Origin of the sequence: Nocardia aurantiaca (assembly GCF_009708175.1) — a bacterium.
GTDB classification, from domain to species: domain Bacteria; phylum Actinomycetota; class Actinomycetes; order Mycobacteriales; family Mycobacteriaceae; genus Nocardia; species Nocardia aurantiaca.
The window spans coordinates 152,990-166,502 of the sequence record NZ_WMBB01000004.1 but is presented as its reverse complement, the minus strand read 5'-3'; the positions used below and the strand labels follow the sequence as shown (position 1 = coordinate 166,502).

General features: G+C 67.3%; 14 protein-coding genes. 1 reads left to right on the top strand and 13 read right to left on the bottom strand.

Annotated elements, in window-relative coordinates; genetic code table 11:
- Nucleotides 1-47 precede the first annotated feature (47 nt).
- From GLP40_RS09525 to GLP40_RS34765, 7 genes are all read right to left on the bottom strand, one after another.
- Nucleotides 48-269 (bottom strand): DUF397 domain-containing protein, encoded by a 222-nt coding sequence (locus tag GLP40_RS09525; protein WP_196054600.1) that lies wholly within the window; start codon nt 267-269, stop codon nt 48-50.
- Nucleotides 270-586: 317 nt separating this feature from the next.
- Nucleotides 587-958, bottom strand: coding sequence for a hypothetical protein (locus GLP40_RS09520; protein WP_154787491.1), 372 nt, complete (start codon nt 956-958; stop codon nt 587-589).
- 24 nt (nt 959-982) lie between these two features.
- Nucleotides 983-1,411 carry a roadblock/LC7 domain-containing protein gene (locus GLP40_RS09515; protein ID WP_328289995.1) on the bottom strand — a complete coding sequence of 143 codons (429 nt, stop codon included), beginning with the start codon at nt 1,409-1,411 and terminating at the stop codon, nt 983-985.
- A gap of 135 nt (nt 1,412-1,546) precedes the next feature.
- Nucleotides 1,547-2,479 (bottom strand): hypothetical protein, encoded by a 933-nt coding sequence (locus GLP40_RS09510; RefSeq protein WP_154787490.1) that lies wholly within the window; start codon nt 2,477-2,479, stop codon nt 1,547-1,549.
- Nucleotides 2,469-2,897, bottom strand: a complete 429-nt coding sequence (locus GLP40_RS09505) for a hypothetical protein (RefSeq protein WP_230329406.1) — start codon at nt 2,895-2,897, stop codon at nt 2,469-2,471. The genes GLP40_RS09510 and GLP40_RS09505 overlap by 11 nt, the downstream gene beginning before the upstream one ends.
- 295 nt (nt 2,898-3,192) lie before the next feature.
- On the bottom strand, nt 3,193-4,614 hold the full coding sequence (locus GLP40_RS09500) for a short-chain fatty acyl-CoA regulator family protein (protein ID WP_328289926.1): 1,422 nt from the start codon (nt 4,612-4,614) through the stop codon (nt 3,193-3,195).
- A 217-nt stretch (nt 4,615-4,831) separates the two neighbouring features.
- Nucleotides 4,832-6,046, bottom strand: coding sequence for a DUF445 family protein (locus tag GLP40_RS34765; protein WP_328289925.1), 1,215 nt, complete (start codon nt 6,044-6,046; stop codon nt 4,832-4,834).
- A gap of 108 nt (nt 6,047-6,154) precedes the next feature.
- Between GLP40_RS34765 and GLP40_RS09490 the strand changes: the two genes are divergently transcribed.
- Nucleotides 6,155-7,054, top strand: coding sequence for a helix-turn-helix domain-containing protein (locus GLP40_RS09490; protein ID WP_154787489.1), 900 nt, complete (start codon nt 6,155-6,157; stop codon nt 7,052-7,054).
- Nucleotides 7,055-7,102: 48 nt separating this feature from the next.
- Here GLP40_RS09490 and GLP40_RS09485 read toward each other — a convergent pair whose 3' ends face one another.
- The 6 genes from GLP40_RS09485 to GLP40_RS09460 all read right to left on the bottom strand — a co-directional run bounded on the left by GLP40_RS09485 (nt 7,103) and on the right by GLP40_RS09460 (nt 13,196).
- Nucleotides 7,103-7,279, bottom strand: coding sequence for a DUF1737 domain-containing protein (locus tag GLP40_RS09485; RefSeq protein WP_154787488.1), 177 nt, complete (start codon nt 7,277-7,279; stop codon nt 7,103-7,105).
- A gap of 34 nt (nt 7,280-7,313) precedes the next feature.
- Complete coding sequence (locus GLP40_RS09480; RefSeq protein WP_154787487.1) at nt 7,314-7,709, bottom strand: hypothetical protein; 396 nt, start codon at nt 7,707-7,709, stop codon at nt 7,314-7,316.
- A 279-nt stretch (nt 7,710-7,988) separates the two neighbouring features.
- The gene (locus GLP40_RS09475) at nt 7,989-9,485 is read right to left on the bottom strand and encodes a serine/threonine-protein kinase (protein WP_154787486.1); all 1,497 of its coding nucleotides are present in this window, start codon (nt 9,483-9,485) and stop codon (nt 7,989-7,991) included.
- A gap of 72 nt (nt 9,486-9,557) precedes the next feature.
- Nucleotides 9,558-10,748, bottom strand: a complete 1,191-nt coding sequence (locus GLP40_RS09470; protein WP_154787485.1) for a DUF7373 family lipoprotein — start codon at nt 10,746-10,748, stop codon at nt 9,558-9,560.
- A 5-nt stretch (nt 10,749-10,753) separates the two neighbouring features.
- On the bottom strand, nt 10,754-11,995 hold the full coding sequence (locus GLP40_RS09465) for a DUF7373 family lipoprotein (protein ID WP_154787484.1): 1,242 nt from the start codon (nt 11,993-11,995) through the stop codon (nt 10,754-10,756).
- A gap of 4 nt (nt 11,996-11,999) precedes the next feature.
- Nucleotides 12,000-13,196 (bottom strand): DUF7373 family lipoprotein, encoded by a 1,197-nt coding sequence (locus GLP40_RS09460; RefSeq protein WP_230329405.1) that lies wholly within the window; start codon nt 13,194-13,196, stop codon nt 12,000-12,002.
- Nucleotides 13,197-13,513 lie beyond the last annotated feature (317 nt).

Genomic DNA, 13,513 nt, shown 5'->3' with positions numbered 1-13,513 from the left:
CGGTCGTGGCTGCCGATGGCCGGCGATAGGCCCGTGCGTCTCGAAGGCTAACCGGCGGCCGGGAACTCGTCGGCCTTGACGCCCTGGATGAAGGCTTCCCACTCTCGAACGGTGAAAAGCAGAACCGCGCCGTTGCGGCCTTCCTTGCCGTGGGCGACCACGATGCCGCGGCCGGGCCAGTAGCCGACCTGAACGCTGCTGCCATGCGGGCCGTTGACCGTGCTCGTCCGAAGTTGGAGCCCTGCGGGCAGATCTGCCTGGGTGATCATGGGAGCGGTTCCTTTCGTCCTTTCACAGGTCGTTTCGGACGCGAGGCGAGGAAAGTAGCCGGGGTCCACCATGCGGGACAGCCATCGGGCATCGGCTGTAAGAACGCGACCGCGAGAGCGGTGCGACAGCGCTCACACTACCGGGCGGCTGCTGGAAATGTGCCCGGTATGAGGGTCGCAAAACGGTGGCTCATCCTGAGGATTCAGGTACCTGCCCGCGCCGGTGAGGGAGGATTCGCATCCGAGGTGAGAGGTGTTCGCCCGTACGGGATTCGACGGTGTCACCGTACGGGCACACGGAGACGATGCCGCGATCCTCACACCTCGAGGTCCTCTTCGATGCCCTTGAGGCGGTGGCGGGCCATGGCCAGGTTGGCGCGGCCGCGGTCGAGAGCGAGATAGAGGAACAGGCCCTTGGATTTACGGCCGGTCATGGGGCGAATGACGTGGTACTGATTGCTGAGTGTGATGAGGATGTCCTCGATTTCCTCATTGATGCCCAGCTGATCGATGGTGCGCATCTTGGCTCTGACCACCTCGGTATTGCCCGCCGCGGCGATCTGGAGATCCAGTGCCTTGGAGCTGCCGAGCATGCCGAGCGCCATGCCGCTGTTGTAGTCGACCACGGCGGCGCCGATGGCGCCGTCGATCACCATCATGTCCTTCAGCGCGATATCCATGTTGGACATGGGTTTTCCTTTCAATCGGTGTTATCACTTGGGGTTGGAAGTCTGGAGCGGGTCGGCCTCCCCGGTCACGGTCGCGAGGCGCTCGGCGATAGCGCGGGCGGCGGGCCGTGATTCCAGGTGCAGGCGGCCGATATTGGCGCCGGGCCCGGCCAGCACGGTGAGCGAGGCGGTCCAGCCGACCGCGTAGATCACCACGTCCCCGGTCTCGCCGTGCACCACGACCTCGCGAAAGCCGCCGCCGTGCGCGGTGGCGGCCAGCCGGTGCGAGAGCGAGAGCTGTGCGGCGGTGAGCGCCGCCATGCCCGCGGGCTCGATGTGCGCGGGCAGATCGTGCGCGATGAGCAGCCCGTCGGTGGAGGCCACCAGCGTGCCCGTCAGCTGCGGCACCCGATCCCGCAGCGACTCGAGCTCCTCGAGTACCTGTGTGTTCGGTTCTGGGCCGGACAGCGCCACTTTGGTCAACCTTCTTCCTATCAATTCACCGAGCCGCCTTCTCCGCGCGGTCACGCGAGCTCCTCCAAGGCCGCCTCCCTATTCGTTCGCTGAGCGGTTGTGCCCGTTCCGTTCGACCGGATGCACCGGCTGCGGTCATGCCAGTTCCTCCAGCGCTGCCCGCAGCCGTATGAGCACGTCCCAGTCGGGCGGCTCCCAGCGGTCGGGGACGGCGACGGGGGTGGCCCGCCGAATCCGCCGGCGCAGCGGTGGCATGGAATCCGTTGCCGCGGTGGTGTGCTGGGCCGAATCCGGGGGACCCGGGCCGGGGCCGCCCAGGGGGTTCCCGATGCCGAGGGGGTTCCCGATGCCGAGGGGGTTCCCGATGCCGAGGGGGTCCGCGATGCCGAGGGGGTCCGCGATGCCGAGGGGGTCCGCGATGCCGGGCGGGTCCGCACGGGTGACAACCACCGGCGGTTCGACGAGTCCGGCCGTGGTGAGATCGCGCACCGCGAGCAGACAGCCGTAGGTGGTGCGACCCAGATCCTCGGCGAGCCCGGTGATGCTGCGCCGGGCATCGACGGCGGCGAGCACCTCGGCCTGGCCTCCGGTGAGCACCACGCGCCGCCGCCGCACCCGGCGCACGGGCGCCACGGCCACGCGGTCCACCAGTTCCACCGGCCAGACTCCCGTCGCCGGGTCGCCACGGCGGGCGCATTCGTGAATCAGCGCACCGGGCGTGATTCGGCAGGCCTCGGCCAGCCAGTGCGGCTGTCCTGCATGGAATTCCGGTGGGGCCGCCGCGGCCAGCAACATATAGGCGGCGTCGAAGACCGACAGCAGCGCGAGGGTTTCCAGGCGAGGGCTCGTGAGTAGCCCGTCATCCCCCTGCGCGTGGGCGCGCCGCCATTGTTCGGCGTCGGCCAGGCCGGAGGCCACCACCATGCGGTCGAGTGCGGTGGTGCGCCGGCATTCGGCGGCCACGATCGCGCCCTCGACGAGATGAAATGCGCCGTCGCCCACGGTGAGTACGCCGGTGCCGCGTTGCTGCTCCAGCCGCCGTAGTTCGATGACGAGTTCACTGTCCATGGTGCTCCTCGGCAAATTCGGTGAGAATTGCCCGCAGCTGGTATCGCGCCATGGCGAGATTGCCGGAGTCGCCGTCGAAGAGGATGTGCACGAAAAGCCGTCCGTCGAAATCGCCGTCGATCAAATTCAGCAGGTGAAATCCCCGAGTTCCGCACACGATGATCTCGGTGATGTCGTCGTCGGCGCGGCCGCTGGCGAGCGCCGGCGAGGCGAGCACGGAGCGCACGACATCGGTTGCCGCGGCGGCGTCTTCGTGTTGATCGACCACATCGTGTCGCCCGGCCGCGGCAATGGCCAGACCACTCGCGCCGTCTACCAGGGTTACGCTGCATGCACCGGGAATGTCCATGATGCGTTTGAGGCATCCGTCAATACCGACCACTGCGCCACCGTTTTTTTGAGGAGAGACTTCGAACAAATCCAGACGCTACACATGATGTGCTCGTGATGTGTGGCAAACGTCGGATTAATGCAGGTGACTCATCATTCTCCCGAGGCCGATATCAAGAATACTGGACAGTATTAAATACCTTTCGGTATTTACCGTATTGGGGGCATGGTGGATATCCGCAAGGGATGCATGAGATGCCGCCCGGTACAACGACATCGACCAGCGGCGATGGGTGCGCGGCGGCGTCCGGGTGGCAGGAAGCCTTCGAAGACGATGCGCTATAAGAGAACTCGGCGATAGCCGGGCGGGTACTATCCGCGTCTCAGCGGGGCATGCGGGGATACGGCAGGTCCGAACTGGTGTGCTCGCTGATGGCCAGCGGTCGTCCGATCTGCGGGAAGGCGCGCTGGGCGCAGTCGGGGCGCTCGCACACCTTGCAGCCCGCGCCGATGGGCACGGCCGCCGTCGGATCATCCAGCTCCAGGCCGCGGGAATACGCCAGCCGGTCGGCGTATTCGATATCGCAGCCCAGCCCGATGGCGAATTCCTTTCCGGCTGTGCCGAATCCGGTCAGGGTGGGCGCGGTGGTGCGAGCCACCCACAGGTAACGCCGCCCGTCGGGCATGGCGGCGATCTGGGACAGCATGCGGCCCGGATGGTTGAACGCCTCGTGCACCACCCACAGCGGGCAGCTACCGCCCGCCCGGGAGAAGTGGAAGGCGGTGGCGGACTGGCGCTTCGAGATATTGCCGGCGCGATCGGTGCGGATGAGGAAGAACGGCACCCCGCGCTGCCCCTGCCGCTGCAGGGTGCTGAGCCGGTGGCAGACGGTCTCGAAGCCGACCTCGAATCGCAGGCTCAGCAGGTCGATGTCATAGCGCAGCTCCTCGGCCGAGCGTAGGAACTTGCTATAGGGCAAGATGAGAGCCCCCGCGAAGTAGTTGGCCAGCCCGACTCGGGCCAGAGTGCGGGATTCGCCGCTCAGCGCGGGGCTTTCGTCGAGGACCTCGTCGAGCAGGCCGCCGTGCAGCAGGAAGGCGAGGGTGGTGGCGATCTGGAAGGCGCGCTGTCCGGGCCGCAATCGCCGGGCCAGGGTCAAGGTGCGGGTCTCGGGCTCGTAGCGGCGCTTCGGAATATTCGGGTCGGCGCCGTCGCCGCGCACCAGGACGGTGACGCCCGCGCGTTCCTCGGCCACCCGAGCGAGTTGCCGGTCCAGGGAGCCGATGGTGAGCCCGCTCTCCTCGAACAGCCGCTCGGCCGCGAGATCCAGCTGGGCGATGTGATTGTGATGGTCGTAGAAGAAGTCGCGCACGTCCTCGTGGGGCATGGGGGCGCCGTGTGCGCCGGCGGTGGTGGACACCTTGGAGGACAGCAGATCCAACTGATCGGTCGCGGCGCGTAATCGGCGATGCATGGCCACAACGATTTTCGCGATTTCGGGCATCCGGGTGGCCAGATCCTCGACCTCGGCGACCGGCGCGGCATTGCCGCCCGCCGCCTCCACCAAAATCTCGTGCAGGTCCGAGACCAGCCGAGCGTCGGAGTCCGCGGCGAAGAACTGCACATCCAGGTCGAAGGTGGAATTCAGTTTCAGCAGCACGGGAATGGTGAGCGGTCGCTGGTCACGCTCGAGCTGGTTGAGGTAGCTGGGGGACAGATCCAGGGATTTGGCCAAGGCCGCCTGGGTCATCCGCCGTTCCTCGCGCAACCGCCGTAGTCGGGCCCCCGCATACATCTTGCGCACGTGCAGGATGGTACCGATTCAGCTTCGCAAACATCGCAATTTGGGAAGACACGCCGCAACTTCCACGATCCTGCGTTGCTCTTCACCATGATGACCGGGCTGCGTAGCATGCGAATCGGGCACTTCGGGCAATCGTGCACGCGGGTCCCCATCGTACGACCAAGCCCGTGCCGACGGAGGGGAACGAGGTCCGGAATGTGCTCCGAAATCGGTGCGCTCACCCCAGAATCAGGTGAACCTGAAGTTCGCCGACGAGAAACCCGAGCACCGCGCCAATGGCCACCAGCTTCCATTCGTCCTGTTTGAATGCCGGGCGCAGCAGACCCTCGTACTCGTCGTCGGTCAACTGCTTCGTCTTCTCGACGACGAGGGTGCGCACATCCAGGGCTTCGATGGCGTGCTGATCGAAGCCGGAATGCGCGGCGGCCTTGACGTGGTCGAGCACGAAGGTGACGGCATCGCGTTCGAGGGCGGTATAGCGCTCGCGCGCGACCATCAGCATGAGCGGGCGGGCCGGGCCGGTCTGCAGTTCCAGGAACTCGCTGACGTGCCGGCTCAATAGCGAGGCCAACCGGTCGGCACGTTCTCCATTGAGTACGGCCTCGAGAATGCGTGCGGGGGTGAGGATCTCGGTGGCGATGAGGTCGCCGTAGTCGGTGCAGACCTCATCGCGGCGCTTGTGGAACAGGCCCTGCCACTTGAATGGACCGATGCCGACCGGACGGATCGGCCGGAAGATCATCTGCAGCGCCAGCCAGTCGGTGAGCAATCCGGTGAAACCGCCGAAAGCGGGCATGAGCCATGGGGAATGGGTGAGCGCCCAGGTGATCATCTGCACGAAGCCCAGCACGGTGCCGAAGATCAAGCCCGAGCGCACGATGAAGCGCAACTCGTTGCGACCCACCCGGCGCACCATCTCCACCAGCAACGACTTATCGTCCACCAGCGCGCTGATGGCCATGCCGCGCAGGTCCATCACCTGGTCCAGATTGGTGCGCAGGTCGAGAACGATGTCCTCGATCAGCTGCGGCAGATCCCGTTGCGCGCGTTCGATGATGGCGCGCTGGGCGGCGTCGGGCAGGTTCACCCACAAGCGCGGCTGATGCTTCATCATCATGGCGCGGACCATGTAATCGACACCGGCGTCGAGAGGTTCGCGCAGCCGCGTGGTCAGCTCGGCGACATCGACGCGGGCGATGACGTCCTGTGGATCGATGAGCGTGCCGAACATGAGGTCCACCGCGATGGTGGCCATACGCGGCGCGGATCGCGGGATTACGCCCTGCCAGCCCAACCACGGTGGGATGCCCTTGAATTCGAGCGGATACATGAGCATCTGCACGGCGACGATCTTGGTCACCCAGCCGATGAGCGCGGCGACGAGCGGGATGGAGCAGTAGAGCAGCCAATGGTCGGCGAAATCCGCGATCACGACCCGCTCGGCCTCTGCGCCCCGGTGGTTGCCATGCCCGCTCCTCAGCGCGATTATTCGTATCCTGCGATACGGTTATTTGTATCGCGCTCAGGTTAGGAGACCCGCGTGCCCGCTGGCAAGACCGAGAGCTCACCGCCCACCCAGCGCGTGGTCGCCATCGTGGAACTGCTCGCCGCCCAGCGTGCCGCGCTCACCGCGGCCGAGATCGCCGACACCCTGACCCTCAACCGCTCCACCGCCGGAGCGATCCTGGCCGCCCTCGCCGAACGCGGCTGGGTGCGCCGGCTCCCGGATCTGAGCTACGAACTCGGCACCCGGCTGGCCGCCATCGGGGCTCGCGCGGCCACACGGCGCGACGATCGGGCCTGGCTGGACCAGGAATTGGAGCGGCTGGCCGACCGTGTCGACTGCGGCGCCGCCCTGACCGCGCTCAGCGGCGACCATCTGGAATTCGTGGCCGTCACCCGCGACCGGCTCACCGCGGGAATCGAATGCGGCGTGCGGATTCCACTGCGCGCGCCGGCGGGCGCCGCCATCATCGCCCACGCCACCACGGCCCGCCAACAGGATTGGCTCGAGACGCGGGGGCCGGAGCGACGTGACGAATATCGCGCCGTGCTCGCGACCCTCCGCTCCGCCGGATACTGCGCGTGGCGGCTGGAACCCGACAGCCTGCCCGGCGTCCGGGTGCTGTCGGAGGTCGCCGATCACCTCGCCGATCACCCGGGCAGCAAGGAATTGCGGGGCCGGGTGCTGGCGCAGCTGGGGACCATCGTCGGGAGCGCCTACGACCAATCCACGCTCGACCGCGATGTGGCGCTGCCGCTGAGTTATCTGAGCGCACCGGTCTTCGACGGCGGCGGTCACGCGGTGCTGGAATTGCAGATCGGCCCGTTGCGCGAGGACGTCACCCGCGCCGAACGGCGTCGCTATCTGGCCGAGTTGTCCGCGGCCGCGCGCCGCATCGAGGACGGGCTGGAGTCGGTGCCCGCCCGCCGCGCATGAGCTCGTCCAAATGCACCGCCGTGAACCGGTTTTCGAGGTCGCGGCACGTCAGTCGGCGCCCCACACCACCGCCTGCGCGGCGATGACCGCGGTGCCGTCGAAGGTCACGGCGGGCGAGCCGTGGAGTCGATAGCCCTCGTCGAGCAGTGCGCTGATCCGCTCGCAGAATCGCGCGTCATCGGGTCCGGTGATCAGGCGGTAGCGCAGGCGCGGTTGATCGGTCATGACGCCAGCCTAGGGCGTCGGCCGCGGTGAACGCCTACTGCATTTGGCGGGTGACGTCGATGAGGAACCCGATGGTGTCCCGCACCTTCGCGTCGGTCATCCTCAGCGGTGTCGAACCGGCTCCAGCGACCTTGTCGTCGATCGCGAGCATGCCTTCCCACGTGCCGACCCGGGTCAGGAAGCTGTCGTCCGGGGTGCGCCAGACATCCTCGCCGAAACCGTCCAGGCGCTGGTAGCGGTCGCCCGTCGGATCGGTGTGATCGGGTTTGCGCATGTTGCGCACCGTCATCCAGGCGACATAGGGGGCGCGGCGTTGCAGGTTCAGGTAGCACGAACCGGACATGCCGATCGTGGCGTTGATGGTGCCCTGGCTGAGCTCGGCCACCTGCGCCTCCGGGACGCCCAGCGTGTTGTGGAAGAAATCGGTCATCCGGTCGCACAAGTCCTTGTTCGAATGCGCCGAAGGCGTTGAGCCAGGGTCGGATTCGGGCACGGGAGACGATCCGCAGCCCGCGAGCGCCAAGACGGCCACGGCCGCCGCCAGGCATCGGAGTCCCCACCGTCTTCCGAACACCTCGACCTCCTGTCCGGGCGGAGCGTAACAAGGACCGCAGGGCCCGGCCAACGTGATGGCGCACATGCGCCGTCCGTCACGCCTCTGCTTTTCGCGGTGGATAACGCTGTCGTGGAACGGTTTCCGGGTGGAGGCTCACAGGACCTTGACGATGGCGGGAACGACCTTCTGCACGAGGATGTCCGGCGAGCGGTCGTTCCAGTGCTGGAACGCCTGGGCGGCGGCGGGGTCGTCGACGATGACGAGCCGGGCGTGGGTGAGATTGGAGGAGACGAAAGAGCTGGGCAGGCCGCGTAGGCCGCCGTTGCCCGCCTGCTTGTCGGTGCGCACCACGATGACGAGATCGACGTCGGGGACGATGACATCGGAGGGGGACAGCGGTCTGGGAGAGCCCTCGCCGGACTGGGCACGGAAATCGGTGGCGTAGCGGAAGCCGATGTCCTGCAGGAACTTCGCCTGGTCACTGGTGTCGAGGTCGGCGGAGAGCGTGCCGTCGCCGAAGTTGAAGGCGGCGATGGTCTTGTTCTGGAACGCGGGGTGCGCCGAGCGCACCTGCGCCAGGGAATCGGTGTGGGTCGTGGTGGCCGTGGGGGTCCCGCCGCCGGAGTCGTGATGGGCGGACAGGAAGGCGGCGACACCCGAAATGCCCAGCAGCGCAGCGATCGCCGCGATGGTCACGGCCTGCCGCAGCCGTGCGCGTTCGACGGGTGGACGCGGCCGGTCGATCCGTTCCGTCGGCGGCTCGTCATCGACGATCGCTGGGGCCGTCGGCATCCGGCCCTGGAGCGCGAGCGCCGCGTCATCGGTGAAGTCGCGGCAAGTGGCGTAGCGGTGCGCCGGATCCTTGGCCAGCACCTTGGCGATCACCGCGTCCAGCGCCGGCGGCAGGTCGGCGCGCAGCGTGCCCAACGCGGGCGGCGGCTCCTGCAGGTGGCCCAGGGTCGCCTGGGCCAGCGAGGTCACCGGGAACGGGGTGCGGCCGGTGAGCAGCTTCACGAACGCGCAGCCCAGACTGTAGATATCGCCGCGATGGTCGAGCGGCCCCGCGACCAGCCGTTCGGGCGGCGCGTAGGCCAGCGTGGCCATCAGGCCGTCGGTCGCGGTGAGCTCGCGACCGTCGGAAACGGATGTGGCCACACCGAAATCGGTGAGCAGCACCCGCTCCTCGTCGTCCGGAGAGTCCTCCTCGCCGTGCGAGAGCAGAAAGTTGGCGGGCTTCACGTCACGGTGCAGCAGGCCGCGCCGGTGCGCGTGGTCGAGGGCCTTCCCGACCTCGGTGACGATGCGCAGCGCGCGCTGCGGCGTCATGCCCTGCGGGTTCTTCTTCAGCTCGACCGCGGCATCGGTGCCGGGCACGTACTGCATGGCGATCCACAGCCGCCCGTCCTCCTCACCACGCGCGTAGACCGTCACGATGTTCGGATGGTCCAGTTCCGCCGCGAGATTCGCCTCGCGTTCGAACCGGGCGCGGTAGAGCTCGTCGTGGGACAGGTCGGCGCTGAGGACCTTCAGCGCGTCGAGCCGGCGCGGGAACATCGGATCCTGCACCAGGTACACGGTGCCCATGCCGCCGCTGCCGAGTACCCGGATCACCCGGTAGCCGCCCACGATCGTGCCGGGCCGCAACGGCATTCACGTCCTCCTCAGCGCTGCCGGGATGCCGACCCTATGAATGTAGCAACGTTCACCGCACCCGGCCCGGGATCAAATGTGCCCGTACGCGAGCAGTTCGTACTGCGCCGAAAGCCGTTGGCGCAGATCCTGGGACTGGTCGGCGTACACCTCCGCCACGTAGCGCTCGTAGGGTAGATAGCACATGAACTTCGCGGCGACGGCGTTCTTCTCGTCCTTCAGCTGCAGGCACCGAGCGGTTGCCAGACCGGGCGGCGCGTCGACGGGTTTGTACCTGTCGCTCAGCTCGTCTACGAACGTGCCGATCAGCCGCTGTGCGGCGGCGCTGTCCCGGGTCCGGTAGACGCCGCTGAGCGCGTGCGCCACCAGATCGACCCCGTCCTCGTCGAAGGCGCGCCGGGAGACCGCCGGTCGATCATCGAGGGCCAGCGCGGCATGCGGACCGTACAGCCCCTCGATCGCCCAGATCTGTCCCTTGCCCGGCGGCAGGGTGCGCCCGAGCAGGTCGTCGGGGTCGGCGGCGATGCCCGCGAGCTGGTCCAACGGGGTCGGCTGATAGTCCCGCATGGAGTCGATGGCCTTGTCCAGCACCCGCTTCGCCATATCCAGCAGGGCGCCGGGGCCGTCGGGCACCGTGAGATCGTCCTCGAGATGGAGCCAGTAGAGGTAATCGCCCTGCGCGTAACCGGCTTTCACCGATTCGAGCGAGGTCAGGGCCGCCTTCGCGGTGGGATAGCCCGGTATCCGCAGCGGACCCTTGTCCGGGTACTCCGGATCCGCCAGTCCGACAAGGAAATCCCCGGCAGCGGCCGCCTGCTCCGGTTTCGTGAACCGCAGCACGGTGAGGTCCACGTTCAATCCGAGCGAGCTGTCGACGCGATGCCGCCCGCCCGACTCCCACCCCGCGATCAGGCCCGGCGCCTTGTCATTGAAGTTGTCGATGCTCATTGGTGTGTAGTCGGCCGTGACCGCGTGCGCGGCATTGCTGTACACCAGCCGGTCGTCGATCTCGAGCGCCAGTGGGATGTGCTCGGCCATCCGGATCGATTCCTGGAGCAGATCGCCGACCGTGATATCGGGCTTCTTGGTCGTGATCGTGCGCGGCACCACCGGGTAATTGCCCGGATCCAGCTGGGAGGCATCGACGATCGCGGCCTTCGAGGTGGGAGCGGCCGGTTCGTGTGGGGTCGATCCGCAGGCGGCGGCGAGGACGACCGCCAGCGCCAGCAGTGCCGACCGCGTTCTCGTGCGCGCAGTGGTCATGGCAGCTATCCGCTCTTGGCCAGCATCGAGTACTGCGCCGAAACCCGTTGCGCGAACGAGGCGGGCGCGGCCCCGCTGAATCGCGCCTCGGCCCCGATCACCGCGACATACCGGCCGTACACCACCGCGCAGAGGTAGGTGTAGTCACGGATCGGCTCGGGCTCGTCCAGCTGAATGCAGTGTGCGTCGGTGATGCCCGGCGGGTGCGGGTATTCGTCGTCGTCGCGGCCCAGCGTGGTCAGGGCGGCCTGTAAACCGAAGGCCGCCGCCAGATCCCGGGTGCGGTAGACGGTCGCGGCATTGCGGGCGACCAGATCCACCCCGGCCGCCGCGTATGCCTTGCGCGCCGCGGCGCCGTCGCGTTCGAAATGCAATGCGCCCGCTGGGCTGTAGACCCCGCCGTAGCTCCAGCCCACGCGGTCGGAATCGGAGCTGTCGTACTTGTTCGGCAGCGTCAGGCCCAGAATGTTGTCCGGATTGGTCGGCAAATCCGGAATGTCCTCGAGCGGTGTGGGTTTCAGGTCGGCCATCCTGACGAGCTGGGTTTGCAGCATGGCCTTCAGACGCTCACCGAGTGCGGCCGGATCGGCCCGCGGGATCACCGCGTGGCCGATGATCGCGTACACGCCGTGCACCGCGAAGACCTGGCCCTTGGCATCGGTGATCGACGAGGCCCGGGCGTTCTCGACGCCGTCGATCGGAATCGGGTGCAGTCCCGGGGCTGCCAGCGCGTCGGAGAACCCGTCGACGGCCGCTTGGGCGGCCTGTTCGGTCGGGAACCTCATGATCGCGAGGGTGATGTGCTTGCGCGCGCGGACGCTGTTGTTGTCGCGCCAGATGTAGGCGCCCGCGATCATCCTGTTGCGCTCGGCGATCGGCTGCCAGGACTTCGGGAACGGGCCGTCGGAGTCGTCGAAGTTGGCGTCGGAGGTGTCCAGCACCCTGGCCCCGCCCAGGAACGTGACGTCGGGATCGATTTCGTCCGGACCGGCCAGATAGCTCAGCATGCGCCGCGACTCGATCTGGTACACGTCGGTGGCGACCCCGTAGGTGGGGGAGTACTCGATCGGGCCCGAAGGGTACGGTCCGACGATAATCTTCGAGAAGTCGGGCGGGGTCATGCCCGGCACCGGGTGGCCCGGAACGGTCGACGACGCGACCGCGACGCTGAACGCGAGCACGGCGGTCACCACAGCCGCCACCGCCAGAACCGTTCGGAGCCCGCGGAATCCGCGGATGCGCCTCATGCCGTCACCTGCTCGTCACCAGCACGTACTGGGCCGCCGTCTTCTGATACAACTCCAGCACATTGAAGGCGGCGACCTGCACGTTGTACCGATCCACATGGAAGGTGCACTGGTTGGAGACGGCCTTCCCGTTCTCCAGGATCGCGAAACAGCCGATATCGCCGGGGAAACTCGGTGGCGGGGCGATGCTCTGGTGATTGTCGGGTTTGTCCCGGGACGGATCCCACTTGTCCCACAGCGCGCGGGCCGCCGTGCCGGTCCGGCTGTGGAACACCAGCGCGTCGCCATAGCCGACCAGATCGATGTCGCCGAGAGTCAGGAAATCGAGGTCGTCACCATCGAGACTCTGCAGCGCGCCGCGACCGGTGTACACCCCGTCAGGGTCCGGCCGCATGGGCTCTTCGGGATTCGTCGGCAGGGTGCGGCCGAGAATGCCGTCCGGGTCGAGCGGCATGTGCTCGAACCTGTCCGCGGGCGTGGGCGCGAACCTGTCCAGCAGTGGCAGTGCCACCTTGAGCATCTGCTCGGTGCGCCGGGTCAGATCGGCCAGATCCGGTGTGGCGGCCAGCTCGTCGACCACCTTGACGAAGACGACGTAGCGGTCGTGCGCGGTCCAGGAACCGATGGAGGCCACGTTCGGTCGCCAATGTGCCTTGCTGTCAGGGTATTTCGGCAGGGTGACGGGACGATTGTCGATGTTGTAGGTGAAGTCGTCGTGTTCCAGCGTAGGCCCGACGGCGGCGGCGCGGCCCGCGTCCGGCAGTTCCAGCACCGCGATGCTGAGCTTGCGGTGCTTGTCGTCGGAGTCCGATCCGGTGCACCAGGTATCGACCCAGCCGCCGCGCAGATCGTGGGCGACCTCGTCGAAGGTGTCGTTGATGAGGATGTCGCCCAGGCCCTTGTGGTTGGTCACGATGTGCGGGCGGATATCGTTCGAGCACTCATAGGCGTAGTCGCGGTCGGCCTCGAACGGCAGCGCTACATAGTCCGACAGCCGCTGCGACTCGCGAATGCGGGATTGCTTGTCGGTCTTGGCGTTTCCCACCACGCGCGGCCGGGTCTGATAGTTGCCGACCTCCAGGCTGCTCGGATCGGTCTCCTGCCGGACCGCATGACCGGGGACGCTGGTGGTGCAGCCGGCCGCGGCGAGCGCCACCGCAAGGCAAGCCAGCAGCGCTGCGCGCGACGTGAACGATCTCAACGTCCCCCTCCTCGTGCCGGATTTTACCGTCGCTCAAGCCTTCTCGCGCGGCTTCGGCCATGCGGGCTGTGGCGTCGGACACGATCGTGCGGCAATCCGGGCACCGGGATGTCTCGGTGCGCGCCCGCCCGGCGACGGGTCGCGGGGCCGCAATGCTTAGCACGGCGGCGAATTCAGTGGTCGGAGCATCGCAACCCTCACCGACAGGGATGTATCGCGGTGATTAACACAAATTCGCAAGCGACGAGTCCGTCCTGTGAAGATTGCACCGAACGGGACTTCGATGCCCGATTCGTATCGCCGGGCAGGTACCTTCT

Excerpts from the sequence above, each read along its gene's own strand:
- GLP40_RS09525 (WP_196054600.1), bottom strand. The coding sequence starts at position 269 with ATGATCACCCAGGCAGATCTGCCCGCAGGGCTCCAACTTCGGACGAGC.
- GLP40_RS09520 (WP_154787491.1), bottom strand. The coding sequence starts at position 958 with ATGTCCAACATGGATATCGCGCTGAAGGACATGATGGTGATCGACGGC.
- GLP40_RS09510 (WP_154787490.1), bottom strand. The coding sequence starts at position 2,479 with ATGGACAGTGAACTCGTCATCGAACTACGGCGGCTGGAGCAGCAACGC.
- GLP40_RS09485 (WP_154787488.1), bottom strand. The coding sequence starts at position 7,279 with ATGACCGATCAACCGCGCCTGCGCTACCGCCTGATCACCGGACCCGAT.
- GLP40_RS09480 (WP_154787487.1), bottom strand. The coding sequence starts at position 7,709 with ATGACCGATTTCTTCCACAACACGCTGGGCGTCCCGGAGGCGCAGGTG.
- GLP40_RS09475 (WP_154787486.1), bottom strand. The coding sequence starts at position 9,485 with ATGCCGTTGCGGCCCGGCACGATCGTGGGCGGCTACCGGGTGATCCGG.
- GLP40_RS09470 (WP_154787485.1), bottom strand. The coding sequence starts at position 10,748 with ATGACCACTGCGCGCACGAGAACGCGGTCGGCACTGCTGGCGCTGGCG.
- GLP40_RS09465 (WP_154787484.1), bottom strand. The coding sequence starts at position 11,995 with ATGAGGCGCATCCGCGGATTCCGCGGGCTCCGAACGGTTCTGGCGGTG.